Genomic DNA, 19,409 nt, shown 5'->3' with positions numbered 1-19,409 from the left:
AAAGCTGGCACGAGTGGCGTTCGCCCTGATGAAGAACCAGAGCGAGTATCAGCCAAATCCAGTCTTGGGGGCTTCCCCCCAAACATAGAATCTCCCACAATAAATCCGCGTTTATCCCAACCGTTCGCGGGCGAACTCGCTGGCCTTGCGCGTCAATTGGTCCAGGTGCCGGTCACGCTGTTTCTCCGCATCGAGCATTGCGCGCTTGCCGTGCTTTTGCAGCAGGTAGGTATGAATCTGCCGCACCTCCAGCGAGCTGTAGATCGGCGCCACATCCAGCAGCGCCATCAAGCCGTCGCTGCCGTGGTCGCGGGTGTTCATCAGCACTTGCGTACTGCGCGCACCGACCACCTGAAAACCCATCGACTCGAAATACGGCACCTTGGCCACGGCGCAGGCCAGCTCGGCATGCGGGTAGCGGCCGACCATCTCGCGCAGCATCCGGCGCGCAATGCCTTGGCGCCGATGGCCGGCATCCACGGCCATGTAGGCCACGCTGCAGGCGTCGGGATCGTCCTTGACCGGCAGATACAGCAGGAAACCGACGACCTTGTCCGGGTCGTCCAGATCGGTGGCAACGATCAACTCCACCGCCATCCCTTTCGCCCCGTTCAAAGCCTCCAGATACAGGTGCACCTCGTAGCCGATCGCGTACTGGTAGATGTTGTACAACAGGTTGCTCGGCGCGATGGCGACCATGCTGATGTCGGTCAGGTTGTCGACCACCAGCTGCAGGATCTGACTGTTGACCGACTCCGGGCACGGGGTTTTGTAGTGGGTGATCTGGGGCATTGCGGGGGCTGACTCCGGAGAATGGGCGCGGCTGCCTATCATACCGCGCCGGAGCCTGCCTTGATCGATTCATGAGCCACACACATGAGTCTATAGCCGAAATCCGCATGAACATTTCCCTTGGCACCAGGGTCAGTCAATGGATGAGGGCTGTTATCGCCAATCAACCATAGGAAGCGCAACGATGCTCGACGTGATGACGATTTCCCGACGAGAACTGCTGATCGTGGGCGTGGTGACAGCAGCGGCCGTGATCCTGCCACCGTTCATATCTGCGCAGGCAACGGCCGCCAACGCCGCGCTGCCGGTCAAGAGCAAAGTGTCGATCTGGGTCAACGGGACACAGCAGGTGATGGAACTCGACGCCCGCACCACCCTGCTCGACCTGTTGCGCGAACACCTGCAGCTCACTGGCACCAAGAAGGGTTGCGACCACGGCCAATGCGGCGCCTGCACAGTGATCGTCGACGGCCGGCGGATCAATTCCTGCCTGACCCTGGCCGTGATGCACGAAGGCGCGAAGGTCACCACCATTGAAGGGCTCGGCACGCCGGACAAGCTACATCCGATGCAGGCGGCGTTCATCAAGCATGACGGCTATCAATGCGGTTACTGCACGCCGGGGCAGATCTGCTCGGCGGTCGCGGTGCTGGGGGAAATCCGCGACGGCATTCCCAGTCACGTAAGCCCGAACCTAACCGAACCACCCAGGCTGATCGCCAGCGAACTCCAGGAGCGCATGAGCGGCAACATCTGCCGCTGCGGTGCGTACTCCAACATCATCGAGGCGATCACCGAAGTCGCGGAGGCCAGCGCATGAGGCCCTTTACCTATCTACGCGCCAAGTCGCCGGCCGAAGCCGCCTCGCTCGCCGCCCAGGTCGATGGCTCGCGCTTCATCGCCGGCGGCACCAACCTGCTGGACCTGATGAAGCTGGACATCGAGACGCCGTCGCAACTGATCGACGTCAATGACCTGGCGCTGGACCGCATCGAAGCCACGCCGCAAGGCGGCTTGCGAATCGGCGCGCTGGTGCGCAACACCGACCTCGCCGCCGATGCACGCATCCGCAAGGATTATGGCGTGCTGTCCCGCGCCCTCCTCGCCGGCGCCTCCGGCCAGTTGCGCAACATGGCCACGACCGCCGGCAACCTGCTGCAACGCACGCGCTGCCCGTACTTCTATGACACCCATCAAGCCTGCAACAAGCGCCAGCCCGGCAGTGGCTGCGCAGCCATCGGCGGCTTCAGTCGGCAGCTGGGCATCATCGGTGTCAGCGACGCCTGCATTGCCACCCATCCCAGCGACATGGCCGTGGCCATGCGTCTGCTCGATGCCCAGGTCGAGACGGTTCGCCCCGACGGCACGACCCGGGTGATTGCCATCGCCGACCTGCATCGCCTGCCCGGCAACACGCCGAACATCGAAACCACCCTGGCGCCCCACGAGCTGATCACTGCCGTGACCTTGCCGGCGCCGCTTGGCGGCACGCACATCTATCAGAAAGTCCGTGACCGCGCCTCCTACGCATTCGCCCTGGTCTCGGTGGCCGCGGTGGTCCAGCAGGACGGTTCCGGCCGCGTAGCCCTCGGCGGCGTCGCGCACAAACCGTGGCGCGTGGAAAGCGCTGAAGCAGCCATGGCCAAAGGCGCCAAAGCGTTCAGCGAACAGCTGCTGGACGGCGCCACACCCACCCCTGAAAACACCTTCAAACTGACGCTGGTCGAGCGCACGCTCGCCTCGGTGATGGCACAAGCGAGGGCCCAGGCATGAAATTCGAAACCCCGGCCACCACCAACCCCATCGACCAAGGCAAGGTCATCGGCCAGCCCACGCCCCGCATCGAAGGCCCGCTGAAAACCACCGGGCAGGCGCCCTACGCCTACGAACATCACGACGTCGCGCCGAACCAGGCCTATGGCGTGGTGGTCGGTTCGGCCATTGCCAAGGGGCGCATTGCTTCAATGAACCTGGAAGCGGCTCAATCGGCACCGGGAGTGATCGCCATCGTCACCGCCGCCAATGCCGGCAAGCTCGGCAAAGGCAAATACAACACCGCCAAGCTGCTCGGCGGGCCGGAGATCCAGCACTACCATCAGGCAGTGGCGCTGGTGGTGGCGGACACCTTCGAACAGGCGCGCGCCGCCGCGGAACGGGTGGACATCACCTACTCAACCACCGAAGGCGCGTTCGATCTCGCCAGCGCCCGCGGCTCGGCGGTGGAACCCAAGGACCAGATGGCGGACACCCTGCACGGGGATTTCGAAACGGCCTTCGCGGCGGCACAGGTGCAACTCGACGCCACCTACACCACGCCCGACCAGGCCCACGCGATGATGGAGCCCATGGCGTCGATGGCCGCCTGGGACGGCGACCGACTGACCTTGTGGACCTCGAACCAGATGATCGATTGGTCGGTCACGGACCTCGCCACCACCCTCGGCATCCCCAAGAAAAACGTGCATCTGATTTCGCCCTACATCGGCGGCGGCTTCGGCGGCAAACTGTTCATCCGTGCCGACGCGGTCCTTGCCGCCCTGGGTGCGCGCATGGCCGGCAGGCCGGTGAAAGTGGCGCTGGCCCGGCCGCAGATCTTCAACAATTGCACGCACCGCCCGGCGACCATTCAACGCATCCGCATCGGCGCCGGCAGCGACGGCAAGATCACCGCCATGGCCCACGAAGGCTGGTCCGGCGACCTGCCCGGCGGCAAGGTGGAACTGGCCGCGCAGCCGAGCAAATTGTTGTACGCCGGGGAAAACCGCCGGGTCACCATGCGCCTGTCGACGCTCGACCTGCCGGAAGGCAACGCCATGCGCGCGCCGGGTGAAACGCCAGGCATGATGGCGCTGGAAATTGCCATGGACGAGATGGCGGAAAAGCTGAAACTCGACCCCATCGAGCTTCGCATCATCAATGACACCCAGGTCGATCCGACGAAACCGGAGCGGCCGTTTTCCCAGCGCCATCTGGTCGAATGCCTGCGCACCGGGGCCGATCGTTTTGGCTGGAACCAACGGCCTGCGCAACCGGCCACAAAGCGCGAAGGCCGTTGGCTGATCGGCATGGGCGTCGCCGTGGCCTTTCGCAATAACCTGCTGGTGAAGTCCGGCGCCCGTGTCCGCCTGGATGACCAGGGCACCGTGACCGTGGAAACCGACATGACCGATATCGGCACCGGCAGCTACACGATCATCGCGCAGACGGCGGCGGAAATGCTCGGCGTTGGCCTCGACAAGGTGGTGGTGCACCTGGGCGATTCGAGCTTTCCGGTCTCGGCAGGCTCGGGTGGCCAGTTCGGCGGCAACTGCTCGACGGCGGGGGTGTATGCCGCCTGCGTCAAACTGCGTGAGGCCGTTGCGCAACGCCTCGGTGTGAACGCCCAAGAGGCTGAATTCGTCGGTGGCGAGGTACGGGCTGGCGGCAAAAGCATGCCATTGCGCAGTGCGGCGCAGGCCGGCGAAATCGTCGCCGAGGACAGCATCGAGTTTGGCGAGCTGGACAAGAAGTACCAGCAATCGACCTTCGGCGCGCATTTTGTCGAAGTTGCAGTCGATAGTGCCACCGGGGAAACCCGCGTGCGCCGGATGCTGGCGGTGTGCGCCGCCGGGCGCATTCTCAACCCGACCTCGGCCCGCAGCCAGGTGATAGGCGCGATGACCATGGGGGTCGGCGCGGCGCTGATGGAAGACCTGGTGGTGGACAAGCGCCTGGGCTTTTTCGTCAATCATGACCTGGCCGGCTACGAGGTGCCGGTGCATGCCGACATCCCCCAGCAGGAGGTGATTTTCCTCGATGAAACCGACCCGATTTCGTCGCCGATGAAAGCCAAGGGTGTTGGTGAGCTGGGTATCTGCGGCGTCAGTGCGGCCATCGCCAATGCGGTGTACAACGCCACCGGGATCCGGGTGCGCGAGTACCCGATTACCCTGGACAAGATGCTGGATAAAATGCCGGCGATGATTTGAGCACCAGGGCTGGAGGCGTTGCGGTTTGTCAGGAGAAGTTGTATTGGCAGTACCGGCCTCTTCGCCGGCAAGCCGGCTCCTACAAGAGAACGCGATCAACTGTAGGAGCCGGCTTGCCGGCGAAGAGGCCAGCCGCTACACCGACTTACCAGTCGTAAGTCATCTCGACCGAAGCCACCCGCTCCTGCCCGTAGTAGCAACCGAACGCGTAGTTGCAGTCCGATACGTACTCACGGTCGAAGATATTCTGCACGTTCACCCGGGTCTGCAAACCACGCAGGCTCGGGTCCAGCTTGCCCATGTCGTAGCTGACGGTAGCGTCATAGACGACGTAGGACGGCACATCGAACGAGTTGGCCGCATCCCCCGGTTTGCGCCCGGTGTAGCGCGCGCCCGCACCGAAGGTCAGGCCGTTGAGGCTGGCCTGGGTGAAGTGATAGTCGACCCACATCGAGGCCGATACCGGCGACTGGGCCTCGTTGCGATTGTCCTCGTTGCCCCAGGTATCTTTGGTGTAGAACGAGTCCATGTAGCTGGCGGCGGCCATGACGTCGATGTTGTCGAGGCTGGATTTGACTTCCAGCTCGACGCCGCGCGAGCGCACTTCACCGCTCTGGGACATGTAGTCCGGATAATCATCGTCGCCGGTCAGGACATTTTTCTGCTTGATCTCGTACACCGAAGCGGTGATCAGCGTCTTCTCGAACGGCTGGTACTTCACGCCCACTTCGTACTGCTGGCCCTCGGTCGGCTCGAAGGACTTGCCGCCGCGCTGGGGTGCGGCCGTGCCCAGGGTGGGCAGGAACGACTCGGAGTAGCTGACATAGGGTGCCAGGCCGAAATCGGTGACGTAGGTCAGGCCCACCCGCCCGGTGAACTTGTTATCGCGCTTGGATTCGTGGGTCGAGGCCAACACATCCTTGTTGTCGATCTCCGCCCAGTCCTGGCGACCGCCGATGGTGAGAATCCACTTGTCCAGCTTGATCTGGTCCTGCAGGTACACACCCGTCTGGCGCAGAGTGTTATCCCATTTAGTGTCGAGTACCGGGGTGACGCTGCTGGTGTCGAAATTGTTCTTGCCGTACAGGTTCACCGGCAACACGTTGTAGGCGTTGTAGCCGTCGTATTTGCGGTTGAAGTGCCGGTAGTCCACTCCAGCGAGCGTGGTGTGCTCCAGGGCGCCAGTGTTGAATTTGTATTCCAGGTTGTTATCGACGGTGTAGGCGATGTTGTGCTGGCGCCAGTCGAGCTTGGTGCGGTAGGCCCGGGTGTAATCGGTCACGCCGGCGTCATCGGTGACGAAGCTGCGCAGGTAGAAACCCTTGTAGCGGTCGCGTACGTCGGTGTAGCGGGCCGTGGAGCGGTATTTCAGGTCGTCGCTGAGGTTGTGGCTGAAGTCGTAGCCGAAGATGTACTGGTCACGTTTGTAGTCATTGAAGTTGGTGTCGCCGGAGAAAAAATCGCGGTCGATGCGTTCGCCGTTCGGACCACGGTCGAGCGAGCCGATCCTCGGCAGCGACTGATAATCGGGTACGCCGTCATCGCGCTGGACCTGCGCCAGCAAGGTCAGGAAAGTGTCTTCAGTCGGCGCCCACGTCAGGCTCGGCGCCAGCAGCATGCGCTCACTTTCGTTGTGCTCGACCATTTCGTTGCCTTTGTCGGCCACACCGATCAGGCGATAGGTGAACTGCTTCTGATCATCGAGCGGACCGCTGGTGTCGAAGGCACCGTTGACCCGGCTGTAACTGCCCGCCCCCAGCTTGACCTGGCTGCGCTGCTCGGTGGTCGGGCGCTTGGAGACCATGTTGATCAGGCCGCCCGGCTGGTTCTGCCCGTAAAGGACCGACGACGGCCCCTTGAGCACTTCGATGCGCTCCAGGGTGTAGGGATCGATTTGCGGGGCGCCACCGAGGCTGCCGGCGTACGGGATGTAGGCGCCATCGAGGTACAGCGGCGTCGGCGCGAAACCACGGCTGGTGATCTCGTCGGCAATCGAGTTGCGGTCAGTAAAACCACCGGTGTTCACCCCCGGCGTGTAGCGCAGCGCCTGTGTCAGGTTGCGCGCGCCCTGGGCTTCCACCTGGTCGGCGGTGACCACGTTGATGGTCTGCGGAATTTCCAGGATCGGCGTATCGGTCTTGGTGCCGGTGGCGCTGCGGGTGGCGACATAGCCGTCCACCGGGCCGTAGGCCGATTCCACGGCAACTCCGGAAATGCTGGTGGCGCCCAACTGCATGGCCGCGCCTGAGGCAACGATCGGCAACAAGGAATAGCTGCCATTGTCGTGGCGCACGGCTTCGAGCCTGCTCCCGGCGAGCAACTGGCGCAGGCCGGCGTCAACGCTGTAGCGCCCGCGCAGTCCCGAGGTTTGCTGGCCGTTGGCAGCGCTTGGCTCGAAGGAAACGGTCACCCCGGCCGTGCCGGCGAATTGGGTCAAGGCCGAACCCAAAGGACCCGCCGGAATGTCGAACTCGGTTTCGACATCGGTCTGCGCCCAGGCAGCGGGTGCAACCATCGTCATGCCCAACGGAACGACCAGCGCCATCCCGAGCAGTGCGGCATGCACGGCGCGGGTCAAGGGTCTGACGGATGGCTTGGCGGAACAAATGCGGAGTTGGGGATCACGAGGGGTCATGCAATTTCCTTTCGCCCGTTGGCAGTGAATGGCGGCGTCTGTGTGCGCCTCTAACACCTAAGTCGAACGAGAATCGAAATCAGTAACCCCTGAGCAGATTTTTTTTCGGGAAATCCTCAAACCGGCTCCACCCGCGTCCAGTAACGGCTGAATCGACGAATGCGTACGGGCAGGGTCGAGGTCAGGTTCTCGAGGATGGTGTCGCTGCTGGCCAGATGGAAAGCCCCGGAGATGCGCAGCGCAGCGACCGCCGGATCACAGCCCAGATGGCCTGGGCGATAACGCTGCAGCTCCCGGATAAACTCACCCAGGCGCCAGTCGTTGACCACCAGCATGTCGCGGGTCCAGGCGTCGGCCTGAGGGGTGGCCCGTTGCACGGGTTCGATGGCGTCCTGGCGCAAACTCACTTGCTGGCCGGCGTCGACCCGTACGGCGGTGCCCGGCACGTTGGCCGAGCGCACCTCGACCGCATGCTCCTGCACGCTGACCTGCGTCAGGTCCGCTTCGCGGCGCACGACAAAACGGGTGCCCAAGGCGCGAATGCTGCCTTCGGCGGTGTGTACCAGGAAGGGCCGCGCGCGCTCGTCCCGCGCCGTTTCGATGAAGATCTCACCTTCGAGCAAGCGGATTTCACGCAGGTTGTCGCTGTAGCGGATGTCCACCGCGGTCGCCGTGTTCAGTTGCAGTTGCGTGCCATCGTCCAGCCGCAGCCGACGGCGTTCGCCGGTGCCGGTGCGCTGGTCGGCCATCAGCGTTGGCAAGGGCGTGGTGTTCCACGCCAGGGTCCCCGCCCCGCCCGCCATCAGCAGAATCGACAGGACCTTGAGCACATCGCGGCGTTTGGCGCGGGCACTGGCCAAGGTCGGGCGCGCGATGCCGGGGGTGACTTGTTCGAGTTTGTCCTGCAGGCGCGCAAGGCGTTCCCACGCCTGCAGATGCCGTGGATCACGCTCCAGCCAACGGCGATGCGCCTCACGCAGGGCTTCGTCCGGTACCTCGCCACGCAAATCGACGTACCAGCGCGCGGCGGCTTCGAGGGTGGCGTAATCCAGCGGTTGCACACGGGCCACGGCTCAGTCCTCGATCAGCAACAGGCAGTGCGTCAGGGCGCGCACCGCGTGCTTCTTGACCGTGGTTACCGAGACATCCAGGCGCCGACCGATCTCGACATAGCTCAGGCCATCGAGCTGGGCCATCAGGAAAATCTCCCGGGTCCGCTCGCCCAGGCCATCGAGCAGCCGGTCGATTTCCATCAGGGTCTCGATGATCAGCGAGCGGGTTTCCGGGGACAACGCCACGGGCTCCGGGAGGTTGGCCAGGGTGTCCAGATAGGCCTGCTCCACCGCGCGACGGCGGAACATGTCGATCATCAGGCTGCGGGCAATGGTGCTCAAGTAAGCGCGAGGCTCGCGCAGCTCGAAGGAATTGCGTTGGGTCAGCACGCGAATGAAGGTGTCCTGGGCCAGATCCGCCGCATGGTGGTGGCAGCCGAGCCGTTTACGCAGCCAGCCACACAACCAACCGTGATGGTCCTCGTAAAGCGTATGCACGGCCTGTTGCAGCGAGAGATCGACAGAGGACATGGAGAAAGCCCGACACAAAATTTATTTGATAATGACTCTCATTTTCTTCCAAGCCGACACATTTTGGCAAGAGCACCCGTGATTGGTGAAAGTAACCCAATGAATTAAGGGAATTTTCCCCGCATATGAGGAACTACACCCACCACCGACCGATGCGCCAATGAAACAATCTGTAACAACTTATTAATTAATCACATTTTTTATTCCCGATTTTGACATGGCCCATCTGTTGCACCAGCCCCTTGCACCGCAGCAGTCATCCCCAACTCGGGGACGGCGGGTTTCGCCAAATTGGCACGTGCAAGGGGAAACCAAATGAAAAACGCACCACCCGCATTCCGTTCCTTGAACTACATACGCAGGTCGAGTGTGGCCTCCGTGATGTTGATCACCGCCAGCCTCGCCACCGTGAGCGCGGCCCCCATGGACGATGAAAGCCAGCCGCCACCGACCGACCCCTCGGCCTACTACACTGCGCCCGCCGACCCGATTGCCGCCGCCGCAGCGCTCGATGCCCTGAAAACCATGCCCGAGACCAACCAGGGCGCACTGGCCCTGCCCAACGGCGCCTACGGCGATCGCAACACACCCCGTGCCGACAATGTGCTGCCGCCGAGTTTGCAGACCTCGTTCAATTACCCCACCAACGGTAAACCCAGCCCCCTGTACGGGGCCCTGCCGTTCACTCAGCAATTGCTGCTGTTCGAGGAATTCGGCACGGAAAAACTCGACCCGACGATCCCGGCCCCGCCCCTGACCTTCCCCGTCCCCACGGTCGGCCCGGCCCCCGCGCAAGACCCGAACATTGTTGCGCGCAGCGCTCCGTCGGGTTCGGCGCTGGATGCGTTCATGCGCCAGCCTGGCCTGTTCCCGTTTCCGTCGCAGTACTCCAACGTACTGGACCGCAACCCGTGGAAGGCGCAGATCGAAACCTTCCTCAACCGCCAACCCGTGGGTTCGCCGGCCGAGGGGCGGCCACCGGGAAAAGGCTGGTCGCACCAGCGCTGGAACGAGTTCTACCCGCAGGTCGCGTACAAGACCGTGCAAGTGGGCGCGCGGATCAACACCGGCATGCGTGACCGCCGGCAATTGCACAATTACGCCGTCGGTGAATTCGGCCCCGGCGGACTCTACTACCAGACCTCGGACATCCCCACCACCACGGGCACCACCAAAGGCATCGATACGCGCTTCCACCCGAATTTTCCGCTGCAGAATCACAATGCGCTGTGGACCTTCGACGGCACCTTTCCAGTCAAACTGCTGATGGTCCGCTATGGCCAACCGGTGCTGATGCGTCACTACAACGGCCTGCCGATCGACCCTGCGGCCAACATGGGTTTCGGCCTGCACACCATCAGCACCCACGAACACAACGGCCACTCCCCGGCCGAAAGCGACGGCTACACCAATGCGTTTTTCTTTCCGGGGCAGTACTACGACTATCGCTGGCCGCTGCAGCTCGCCGGCTATGACACCATCAACACCAACGCCCAGGACCCGCGCGCGGCGTTCCCTTGCGCACCGGGCGAGAAGCTGTTCGTCAACGACGCCAGCCCCGGGCTCAAGACCTGCGAAAACGGCACGATCAAGATCCGTGGCGACTGGCGCGAAACCATGAGCACCCACTGGTTCCACGACCACATGCTCGATTTCACCGCGCAGAACGTCTACAAGGGCAACGCGGTGATGATGAACTACTACAGCGCCCTGGATCGCGGTAACGAAGCCATCGAGGACGGCGTCAACCTGCGCCTGCCCAGCGGCTCGGCCCTGCCCTGGGGCAACCGCGACTACGACGTCAACCTGGTGGTCGCCGACAAGGCCTGGGACGCCAACGGCCAGTTGTGGTTCAACCCGTTCAACACCGACGGCTTTCTCGGCGATCAGATCCTGGTCAACTGGCAATACGAGCCACGCCTCAAAGTACGCGCACGCAGCTATCGCTTCCGCATCCTCAACGGCTCGGTATCGCGCTATTTCAGGATCGCCCTGGTGCGTGAAATCGCCGGCAACGGCGGCGAGTTTCCCGGGCCGTCCGGTTCCGGGGTGTCCTACAGCCGGGTGCCGTTCCACCTGATCGGCAACGACGGCAACCTCATGGAACACGCCGTGCCGTTCGACGGCAGCATGGACCTGGATGGCGATGGAGACAAACAGAACCACAACGCCATCCTGCCGACCCAGGGCATCGCCGAGCGCTTCGACATCATCGTCAACTTTGCAAAAAACGGGATCAAGACCGGCGACAAGCTGTACTTCGTCAACCTCATGGAACACAAGACCGGCAAGGGTCCGGAAAAGAACGGCCTGAGCCTGGCCGACGTGCTGTCCGAGAAGTACAAGGCGGTGATCAAGCAGGGCAGCAAAGGGCCGGAGTGGGACAAGGGCGACCCGGTGGTGGGCAAGTTCATGCAAATGATCGTGCAGCCCTACAGCGGCCAGGATGTGAGCATGAACCCCGCCGATTATGAACCGGCCAAACCCGGTAAAGCGGCGGGCAAGAAAATGATCCCGCTGACCCTCGATCGCGACAACGCCGCCGACATGGTCAAAGTCAAGGCGGCCCGGCATCGCGAATTCATTTTCGGCCGCTCCGACGGCACCGACGAAGCCCCGTGGACGATCAAGACCGACGGCGGTTTCGGCTACGACATGGACTCGCGGCGCATCAGTGCAGCAGCGCAACTGTCCACCGGCCCGACCGATGGCGGCTACGGTGGCGACGGTACGCTGGAAGTGTGGAAAATCAAGAACGGCGGCAACGGCTGGAACCACCCGGTGCACGTGCATTTCGAAGAAGGCATCGTCCTCAGCCGCGACGGCAAGGCGCCACCGGAATGGGAAAAATGGGCGCGCAAGGACGTGTATCGCATCGGTGAAGGCATCGACAGTTCGGTGGACGTGGAAATGGCCATCCACTTCCGCGAGTTCGCCGGGACCTACATGGAGCACTGCCACAACACCCAGCACGAGGACACCTCGATGCTGCTGCGCTGGGATATCGAGCATCCGGGGCAGTTCCAGTTGATGCCGACCCCGCTGCCCGGCTGGGACGGTGTCACCTACGTCAACTCCGCCGCCCTGCCGACCTTCCGTACCCCAGGCAATGGTGACGGCAACGGTGACGATAACGACCAGAACCAGAAACCCGTCGCCAACCCTGACAGCGCCAGCAGCAGCAACGGCCAGCCGGTGACCATCAACGTGCTGGCCAACGACACCGACCCGGACGGCAACCTGCCGCTCAAAGTGGTGGGCCTGGCCCAACCGGACTCCGGCCAGGGCTCGGTCAGCACCGACGGCGTGCGCGTGATCTACACGCCGCCGGCCAGCATCCCCGCCCCCTTCACCGCGGCCTTCACCTACCAGGCCAGCGACGCGAAGAATGCAGTGTCGGAACCGGCGACGGTGTCCGTGGCGGTGACGCCAAAACCTGCGGTCAATGAAGAGCTGGTGATCACCAGTGCCACCGTCAGCGTGCGCAGCAACAACCGCTACACCTGGGACCTGGCCGGGACCACGTCGAAAGGTACGGGCAACACGCTGACGGCCACCGTCACCACCACCGCCGGGCCGCTCAACCTGGGTAATGCGATCCTCACCCCAACCGGCACCGGAGCGCGCTGGAGGATCTCGGTCAGCACCACTGGCGCCGGGCCAACACCAGGCGCGACCGTGACCGTACGCTCGACGTTCGGGCAGGCCGTTACGGTGCCGATCGTGGCGCATTGATAGGGTATTGATGGGCGCCCGGTTCATGCAAGGTGGACCGGGCGCGTATAAGTCAACGGAACTTGCCAGCGTCCAATTCTCTGGACTGAAATACAACGTGCCTAAAGATCGAAAAGATCCCCCTCGACGCTGCCGTCTTTTCCACGCCCGATCGGGGTGTCGTACACCACAAGCAACTGCGCTGCGCGGCCATCGGCGGGAGTGAAAAGCGTCATTCCTTCCGCATGGTCGCCGCGTTGACCAAAGGGAACATCCAGCACCTTCGAAAGCCCCTCTCTGAATACAACGCTGTCCCCGCAAGTGCGCACGCCATTTACCCAGCGACTGACCGTCACCGGGCCGTCGAGGTCCATGGTGGGTCCGGCGAGAATCAACAGATCGTTCCCATCCACGCACAGATCGCGTATGCCCAGGCCGTCCAGCTGGAGAAAATGCTTGTGATACAGATGACAATCCTCACCGATTTTCGCCAGTTTCAGAATGTGGCTATCGTCCTCGGACACTTGTGGTTCGATTTCAAGAATGACTGCCCATCCTCTTAACACCGGGCCACGCAAGCCAATGAAAAGACGCTTGCCGGCGATGGCCAGGCCCTCGATGTCGAACCCGTTGTCCTTGCCGGGAATCGCAAAAAAATTACCCAGATGTTCATCATGCTTGAGCGCTTTGGTCAGCGCATTCCACGTCTGATCGCCGCTTAGTTGTGCGGCTGTTTTCTGCAAGTCCGAGGTCGAGCGCACAGGTTTCAGTACGCCGTCTTCTTTCACCACAGGAATACGGGCCAACAAATAACGGTTTCCATCGCTGCTCACATTGCCCAGGCGTTCGATGTTCTGGCCTGGTTTTTTTCCGGCTTCCGGTTGCTTGCGCTTGAGGCTGTGGGAACCGATCAACCACAGGTACTCTCCAGCCTCGTCGTAGGCCAGCCCTTCGATATCGGCCTCTTCGAACTTTTGCGCTGATACCGGTGGCGCAGGCAGGTCGAGTAATGTGTTCAGTGAGAATTGTCGATGGCCTTCGTAAACGATTTCTCCACCGGCCGGCTCGCTCTTGAAGGTAAGACATTCCAGGCTCAGCGTTTCATCATTGGCAAGCCAAAGCGTCTGACCAATCTGTAAAACCGCTGACAAACCGTCACGCAGCTTCTTCTTTTCATCTACATCAAACTGTCTGTCAAAGTTAAGTAACACTTTCCCTATACGACTCATTTGAGCCACCTTCAGATACAGGTTTGCAAGATTCGGGCAACACCGACAAAACACTATAGATGCGGGCAACAAACCCGGCATTTGCGGCTCAAGAAAGCGTCAGGCTGTTTTGGAATAATGCGTAAACCCAACGACAGGAACATCCACCAACCGGTCGTAGAAAATCAACGCTGCGGCGCAACCATGCGAAAGCGGATATTGATTTCGTTGGAGACGACGCTATCCGCCCATTCTCCCTCGCCTATCTTGAAATTATCCCGTTCAAGCGTCAGCTCACCATCGAATATGCCGATTTCATTTTCCGACTTGAGGAGCACCGGCACGACCACCTCGCGTGTAATCCCCATGAGCGTGAGGTGACCGGTGATCTGATAGCGGTTATTGCCCAGGTCCTTGACGCCCGTCGACTCAAACGTCGCCACCGGAAAAGTGGCCGTATCGAACCAGGGCGACTTTTTCAGTTCCTCGTTGGCGTCGCTGCTGCCGGCATCGATGCTATCGAGGTCGATGGACAATGTGGCGTGGGCAGCTTCGGGATGAGTCGTATCGAAATCGAGGGTGCCTTCGAACTTGCTGAACGTGCCGTACACCCGCGACCCCATCTGGTTGTACGTGAAGCTGATGGTGCTGGCCGTGGGGTTGACGTCGGTGTATTCGACGGCTCGGGCGCCGTGAATAATCCCGAACATGAGAGCGGCAGTCAGCATGGCGGAGCGCGCAAATCGCTGAGTCATTGGGTTCTCCGGGTGCTGTCGATCAGGCCACCAACAGATGGACTTAAGCAAAGAATCACCGTTTGTTCCACCGCAAGGGCCGGGCTTGAACAGCCCTCCCATGACAGTCCGACCGCCTCCACTTCCGACTTCGCTGTTGCGGTGGTGGCAACCATCAACTTTCCTCTTGCCGCCACGCCCGTTGCAACAGATCGATGACCTCTTTATCCGAGGTCTGGGAAAAATCCATGTACCAATGCCCGATCGACATGAACCAATCAGGCATGATCGGGCAGATCACCTCATCCACTTCCCTGCGCAACGCCTCTGCCGTTTCCACCGGTGCCACCGGCACCGCCACCACGATGCGCGTCGGTTCCTGCAGCCGTACCGCCTGCACCGCCGCCAGCATCGAGGCCCCTGTCGCCAACCCGTCGTCGATCAGGATCACCACCTGATCCTTGAGCTGCACCGGCGCCCGCGTGCCACGGTAGACCTGCTGACGGCGCAACAGCTCCCGGGTTTCCCGGGCGACCACGGCCTCGAACGCCGCCTTGTCAATGGGGTGAGCCCGCAACGCCTGCTCATTGCGAATTTCAATACCGCCACTGGCAATGGCGCCCATGGCGTACTCCGGGTGGGACGGAACACCGAGCTTGCGCACCAGCAGCAGGTCCAGGCGCACGCCGAGCGCGGTGGCCACTTCATAGGCCACCGGCACCCCGCCCCGGGGCAAGGCCAGGATGATCACATCGGGTTTGTGGGCGTACTGGAGCAGCGGCTCCACCAGGCGTCGCCCGGCAGCCGCGCGGTTTTGCAGGATGGTTTGCGATGAGTGATTCATTTGAAACCTCCCCAGGCGATCAACGCCTGTCGGTTCGCATCACATCATCAATTGTCGGTTCGACGGTGGCTGTCAGCAAGCCCGAACACGAGACCCGGCCTGCCGGCGATGGCGTCCTGACAGCCAACCAATCTCTCGCGGCGGTATAAGACCTACTGTAGGAGCGAGCTTGCTCGCGTTGGAGGTCAACGATGACGCGGGCAGCCTGACACCCCGCGGTGCTCCCAGGTTTTTCGCGAGCATTCGAGCGCCGACCGGCTGCTCTTACAAAAATCATTCAGGCCGCGCTCTTGATCTTCTGCAGCGATCCGGCCACCAGCTTGCCAAAGGCATCGACCGGCCCCTGCAGGTTGCCGAGAAAATGCGGATAGATCAGCCACAGGTCCATCACCGGCTTGAAATCCTTGAGCGGCATGGCCGCCAACTGATCGCGGTGAACGCTGCGTTCCAGTAATGACCGCGGCACCAGGCCCAACCCGAGGCCGTCGGCGACCAGGCCCAGCTGCAATTCGGTGCCGAAGGTTTCCAGGTTGACGCGCAGGGCCAGGCCCTGGTCCGACAGGGTGCGTTGCAAGCCGGCGCGGAAACCGCAGCCGTCGGGATTGAGTATCCAGCCACTCTGGTAAACGTCCGCCAGCTTGCTCGGGCGCTTGGGCAATTGGGCCTTGGCGCAGACCACCACCAGTTCCATCTTGCCAATCGACTCACCGATTATGTTGTCCGGGAAAATCTTGCCGGCCGGGAACAGCGCCGCGGCGGCATCCAGTTCACCGCGCTCGATCCTGCCCACCAATTGACTGCCCCAGCCCGTAGCCACCTGGGCCCGCAGGTCGGGGTATTCGCTGCGCAGGTGCTTGAGCGCGTCGAGTAACACCACGTCGCCGATGGTCTGCGGCACCCCCAGGCGCAGCAGTCCGGTCGGTGGCGCGTCGGTGGCCACCAGTTCGCGCAGCGCATCCATTTCCCGCAGGATCAGGCGGCACTGTTCATACACCCGCGTGCCAATCAGCGTGGGCTTGAGCGGCTTGGTATTGCGATCGAACAACTCCACACCCAGGGCCTGCTCAAAGTTCTGCACGCGCCGTGTGATGGCCGGCTGGGTCAGTTGCAACGACTCGGCGGCATGGCTGATGGACTGGCAACGAATCACCTCGACAAAGGCATCGATATCATCAATTTTCATTTGGCCCGCACATAGAGAACAGTCAATAAGATGTCTGAAAAGCATAGTTCCTTCACCATGAGAAGGATAGCCCGCCGCACCCCGGGCCACTGATCAATAGCTTCTGGTGCTATGACATAGCGCTATTGGAAGGCGCTATAAATTCCATTCAGCTATAACCTAATCATTAAACAATCGCATATTGATCTAAAACATTATGCTTAAATCAAAGGGTCAACTTTCACAACGAACGATGGAATCGCCATGACCCAGGCCCGACACCCGGAGAGGCTCAGAGCATTCATAGGCGCCCTGGCGGAATTGATCGACAGCAACCCCCGCGAGGGTGATCTGTTGCACCGTGGCGGCAAGCTGCTCGGCCAATTGGTCAGCCATGACGACTGGCTGCCCGAGGAGTTTGCCCGCCCCGATCCGGAGCGCTATCAGCAATACCTGCTGCATGCCGATTCACGGCAGCGTTTCAGCATCGTCAGTTTTGTCTGGGGACCGGGACAAAGCACGCCGATCCATGACCATCGAGTCTGGGGGCTGATCGGCATGCTGCGCGGTGCGGAGTACTCACAAGGTTTCAAACGCAACGCCGAAGGTGCCTTGATCGCCGATGGCGGCCGGGTACAGTTGCGGCCAGGCCAGGTCGAGGCCGTGTCGCCGAAAATCGGCGACATCCATCAAGTCAGCAACGCCTTCGACAACCAGGTCTCGATCAGCATCCATGTGTATGGCGCCAACATCGGTGCGGTGCGTCGCGCGGTGTATCAGCCCGACGGTAGCGAGAAGCTGTTCATTTCCGGTTATTCCAACGCCTACCTGCCCAACATCTGGGATTTGTCCAAAGAGAACCAAGCCCTATGAGCACCCTGTCGACCCGCTCTTTCGCCGAGATTCGCCAAGCCCTGCTGAACCGTGAAGAACTGGCGCTGCTGGATGTGCGCGAAGAAGCGCCCTTCGCCGAATCCCATCCATTGTTCGCCGCCAACATTCCCTTGTCGAAACTCGAACTGGAGGTGTTCTCGCGGATTCCCCGGCGCGATACCCCAGTGACCGTCTACGACAACGGCGAGGGCCTGGCGAGCATCGCTGCACAGCGCTTGCTGGACCTGGGCTACCTCGATGTCAGCCTGCTCGAAGGCGGCCTGGAAGGTTGGCGCCGCGCCGGCGGCGAATTGTTCATCGACGTCAACGTGCCTAGCAAAGCCTTTGGCGAACTGGTGGAAAGCCAGCGTCATACGCCGTCCCTGGCAGCCGAAGATGTCCAGGCGTTGCTCGACAGCGAGGCCGACGTGGTGGTGCTCGATGCCCGGCGTTTTGATGAATACCAGACCATGAGCATCCCCACCGGCATCAGCGTACCGGGAGCCGAGCTGGTGCTGCGCGCCCGTGAGCTGGCACCGGACCCGGCCACGCGCATCATTGTCAATTGCGCCGGACGCACCCGCAGCATCATCGGCACGCAATCGTTGATCAATGCCGGCATCGCCAACCCGGTTTCGGCCCTGCGCAACGGCACCATCGGCTGGACCCTGGCCGGGCAAACACTGCAGCACGGCCAGTCGCGCCGCTTTGCCCCGACCCGCGAAGAACACCGGCAAACAGCGGCGCGCGATGCCCGTCGTGTCGCCGACCAGGCCCTGGTCGGCCGCGCCACATTGGCGGACCTGCAACGCTGGCAACAGGAGTCGACCCGCAGCACCTACCTGTTCGACGTGCGCACCCCGGAGGAATTCGAAGCTGGCCACCTGCCCGGCACCCGCTCGACTCCCGGCGGACAACTGGTGCAGGAGACCGACCACTTCGCCAGCGTGCGCGGCGCGCGCCTGGTACTGGTGGACGACGATGGCGTGCGCGCCAACATGTCGGCGTCCTGGCTCGCGCAACTGGGCTGGGAGGTGCATGTGCTGGATGATTTGAATCCTGCTCACTTCAGCGCACAAGGCGCGTGGCAGGCACCCGTTCCGACGCCACCACAGGCCGAAGAAATCAGCACCGAGACCCTGGCCCAATGGCTGACCCAGGGTGATACCGCCTTGCTGGATTTCACCGCCAGTGCCAACTACGTCAAACGCCATATCCCCGGTACCTGGTGGGCATTGCGTGGGCAACTGAAAGAAGCGCTGGCCAACGTGCCCGCAGCCGAGCGTTATGTGCTGACCTGCGGCAGCAGCCAGTTGGCGCGACTGGCGGTGGCCGAAGTCGAGGCGTTGACCGGCAAGGCGGTGTTTTTGCTCAAGGGTGGCACCGCCGCCTGGATCGCCGCCCAGTTGCCCCTGGAAGAAGGCGAGACCCGCCTGGCATCACCGCGCATCGACCGCTATCGCCGTCCTTATGAAGGCACCGACAACCCGCGCGAAGCGATGCAAGCCTATCTGGACTGGGAGTTCGGACTGGTCGACCAATTGGCCCGCGACGGCACCCATGGATTTTTTGTGATCTGACAGGGTGAACGGGCTTGTCGGGACGCCGCATCGCAGCGATGGCGGCATAACGGCCACCATCGCATCGCCAGCAAGCCGGCTCCTACAGATCGGTGTCACGCCACAAAATCAACATATCCCGCAAACCCTGTAGGAGCTGGCTTGCCAGCGATGGCGGCATCAGCTTCACCATCGCATCGCCAGCAAGCCGGCTCCTACAGATCGATGTCACGCCACAAATTCAACATACCCCGCAAACCCTGTAGGAGCTGGCTTGCCAGCGATGGCGGCATCAGCTTCACCATCGCATCGCCAGCAAGCCGGCTCCTACAGATCG

Annotated in this window: 15 protein-coding genes; 7 read left to right on the top strand and 8 right to left on the bottom strand. The window is 62.1% G+C overall.

Going from position 1 to position 19,409, the window contains the following annotated elements; translation table 11 throughout:
* Positions 1-111 precede the first annotated feature (111 nt).
* Positions 112-792: a GNAT family N-acetyltransferase gene (locus tag SOP85_RS28500; RefSeq protein WP_323629042.1), complete on the bottom strand. Its 681-nt coding sequence runs from the start codon at positions 790-792 to the stop codon at positions 112-114.
* 196 nt (positions 793-988) lie between these two features.
* Here SOP85_RS28500 and paoA point away from each other — a divergent pair, with 196 nt between their 5' ends.
* The 3 genes from paoA to paoC are packed head-to-tail and all read left to right on the top strand — an operon-like array spanning position 989 to position 4,760.
* Positions 989-1,612: an aldehyde dehydrogenase iron-sulfur subunit PaoA gene (gene paoA / locus SOP85_RS28495; protein ID WP_323629044.1), complete on the top strand. Its 624-nt coding sequence runs from the start codon at positions 989-991 to the stop codon at positions 1,610-1,612.
* Entirely contained in the window at positions 1,609-2,565 is a 957-nt protein-coding gene (locus SOP85_RS28490) for an FAD binding domain-containing protein (protein ID WP_323629041.1), read from the top strand. The genes paoA and SOP85_RS28490 overlap by 4 nt, the downstream gene beginning before the upstream one ends.
* Complete coding sequence (gene paoC, locus SOP85_RS28485) at positions 2,562-4,760, top strand: aldehyde oxidoreductase molybdenum-binding subunit PaoC (RefSeq protein WP_323629039.1); 2,199 nt, start codon at positions 2,562-2,564, stop codon at positions 4,758-4,760. The genes SOP85_RS28490 and paoC overlap by 4 nt, the downstream gene beginning before the upstream one ends.
* A gap of 145 nt (positions 4,761-4,905) precedes the next feature.
* On the opposite strand, the gene SOP85_RS28480 is transcribed toward paoC, so the two are convergent.
* The 3 genes from SOP85_RS28480 to SOP85_RS28470 form a co-directional block, all read right to left on the bottom strand.
* Positions 4,906-7,395: a TonB-dependent siderophore receptor gene (locus SOP85_RS28480; protein ID WP_323629038.1), complete on the bottom strand. Its 2,490-nt coding sequence runs from the start codon at positions 7,393-7,395 to the stop codon at positions 4,906-4,908.
* A 116-nt stretch (positions 7,396-7,511) separates the two neighbouring features.
* Positions 7,512-8,465, bottom strand: a complete 954-nt coding sequence (locus SOP85_RS28475; RefSeq protein WP_323629037.1) for a FecR domain-containing protein — start codon at positions 8,463-8,465, stop codon at positions 7,512-7,514.
* A 3-nt stretch (positions 8,466-8,468) separates the two neighbouring features.
* Positions 8,469-8,978, bottom strand: coding sequence for a sigma-70 family RNA polymerase sigma factor (locus tag SOP85_RS28470; protein ID WP_323629036.1), 510 nt, complete (start codon positions 8,976-8,978; stop codon positions 8,469-8,471).
* Positions 8,979-9,293: 315 nt separating this feature from the next.
* On the opposite strand from SOP85_RS28470, the gene SOP85_RS28465 reads away from it, so the two are divergent.
* The gene (locus tag SOP85_RS28465; protein WP_323629035.1) at positions 9,294-12,713 is read left to right on the top strand and encodes an Ig-like domain-containing protein; all 3,420 of its coding nucleotides are present in this window, start codon (positions 9,294-9,296) and stop codon (positions 12,711-12,713) included.
* 101 nt (positions 12,714-12,814) lie between these two features.
* Here SOP85_RS28465 and SOP85_RS28460 read toward each other — a convergent pair whose 3' ends face one another.
* The 3 genes from SOP85_RS28460 to SOP85_RS28450 all read right to left on the bottom strand — a co-directional run bounded on the left by SOP85_RS28460 (position 12,815) and on the right by SOP85_RS28450 (position 15,478).
* Positions 12,815-13,921, bottom strand: coding sequence for a DUF3616 domain-containing protein (locus tag SOP85_RS28460; protein ID WP_323629034.1), 1,107 nt, complete (start codon positions 13,919-13,921; stop codon positions 12,815-12,817).
* A 164-nt stretch (positions 13,922-14,085) separates the two neighbouring features.
* Positions 14,086-14,655, bottom strand: coding sequence for a YceI family protein (locus SOP85_RS28455; protein WP_323629032.1), 570 nt, complete (start codon positions 14,653-14,655; stop codon positions 14,086-14,088).
* Between the two features lie 154 nt (positions 14,656-14,809).
* The gene (locus SOP85_RS28450; RefSeq protein WP_323629031.1) at positions 14,810-15,478 is read right to left on the bottom strand and encodes a phosphoribosyltransferase; all 669 of its coding nucleotides are present in this window, start codon (positions 15,476-15,478) and stop codon (positions 14,810-14,812) included.
* Between SOP85_RS28450 and SOP85_RS28445 the strand changes: the two genes are divergently transcribed.
* Complete coding sequence (locus SOP85_RS28445; RefSeq protein WP_274077928.1) at positions 15,466-15,627, top strand: hypothetical protein; 162 nt, start codon at positions 15,466-15,468, stop codon at positions 15,625-15,627. The genes SOP85_RS28450 and SOP85_RS28445 overlap by 13 nt on opposite strands.
* Before the next feature lie 128 nt (positions 15,628-15,755).
* Here the strand turns inward: SOP85_RS28445 and SOP85_RS28440 are convergent, their stop codons facing one another.
* Entirely contained in the window at positions 15,756-16,661 is a 906-nt protein-coding gene (locus tag SOP85_RS28440) for a LysR family transcriptional regulator (RefSeq protein WP_323629030.1), read from the bottom strand.
* Positions 16,662-16,904: 243 nt separating this feature from the next.
* Between SOP85_RS28440 and SOP85_RS28435 the strand changes: the two genes are divergently transcribed.
* Both SOP85_RS28435 and SOP85_RS28430 read left to right on the top strand, forming a co-directional pair.
* Positions 16,905-17,513, top strand: a complete 609-nt coding sequence (locus tag SOP85_RS28435) for a cysteine dioxygenase (protein ID WP_323629029.1) — start codon at positions 16,905-16,907, stop codon at positions 17,511-17,513.
* A complete protein-coding gene (locus SOP85_RS28430; protein WP_323629028.1) occupies positions 17,510-19,093 on the top strand; it encodes a rhodanese-related sulfurtransferase in 1,584 nt (527 codons plus the stop codon). The genes SOP85_RS28435 and SOP85_RS28430 overlap by 4 nt, the downstream gene beginning before the upstream one ends.
* Positions 19,094-19,409: the final 316 nt, after the last annotated feature.

This window comes from Pseudomonas sp. YuFO20 (genome assembly GCF_035064975.1).
GTDB lineage: Bacteria > Pseudomonadota > Gammaproteobacteria > Pseudomonadales > Pseudomonadaceae > Aquipseudomonas > Aquipseudomonas putida_AE.
This window is presented reverse-complemented; position numbering and strand designations above follow the sequence as displayed.

Excerpts from the sequence above, each read along its gene's own strand:
- paoA (WP_323629044.1), top strand. The coding sequence starts at position 989 with ATGACGATTTCCCGACGAGAACTGCTGATCGTGGGCGTGGTGACAGCA.
- SOP85_RS28500 (WP_323629042.1), bottom strand. The coding sequence starts at position 792 with ATGCCCCAGATCACCCACTACAAAACCCCGTGCCCGGAGTCGGTCAAC.
- SOP85_RS28460 (WP_323629034.1), bottom strand. The coding sequence starts at position 13,921 with ATGAGTCGTATAGGGAAAGTGTTACTTAACTTTGACAGACAGTTTGAT.
- SOP85_RS28435 (WP_323629029.1), top strand. The coding sequence starts at position 16,905 with ATGACCCAGGCCCGACACCCGGAGAGGCTCAGAGCATTCATAGGCGCC.
- SOP85_RS28455 (WP_323629032.1), bottom strand. The coding sequence starts at position 14,655 with ATGACTCAGCGATTTGCGCGCTCCGCCATGCTGACTGCCGCTCTCATG.
- SOP85_RS28430 (WP_323629028.1), top strand. The coding sequence starts at position 17,510 with ATGAGCACCCTGTCGACCCGCTCTTTCGCCGAGATTCGCCAAGCCCTG.
- SOP85_RS28490 (WP_323629041.1), top strand. The coding sequence starts at position 1,609 with ATGAGGCCCTTTACCTATCTACGCGCCAAGTCGCCGGCCGAAGCCGCC.
- SOP85_RS28440 (WP_323629030.1), bottom strand. The coding sequence starts at position 16,661 with ATGAAAATTGATGATATCGATGCCTTTGTCGAGGTGATTCGTTGCCAG.
- SOP85_RS28465 (WP_323629035.1), top strand. The coding sequence starts at position 9,294 with ATGAAAAACGCACCACCCGCATTCCGTTCCTTGAACTACATACGCAGG.
- SOP85_RS28470 (WP_323629036.1), bottom strand. The coding sequence starts at position 8,978 with ATGTCCTCTGTCGATCTCTCGCTGCAACAGGCCGTGCATACGCTTTAC.
- SOP85_RS28450 (WP_323629031.1), bottom strand. The coding sequence starts at position 15,478 with ATGAATCACTCATCGCAAACCATCCTGCAAAACCGCGCGGCTGCCGGG.
- SOP85_RS28480 (WP_323629038.1), bottom strand. The coding sequence starts at position 7,395 with ATGACCCCTCGTGATCCCCAACTCCGCATTTGTTCCGCCAAGCCATCC.
- paoC (WP_323629039.1), top strand. The coding sequence starts at position 2,562 with ATGAAATTCGAAACCCCGGCCACCACCAACCCCATCGACCAAGGCAAG.
- SOP85_RS28445 (WP_274077928.1), top strand. The coding sequence starts at position 15,466 with ATGAGTGATTCATTTGAAACCTCCCCAGGCGATCAACGCCTGTCGGTT.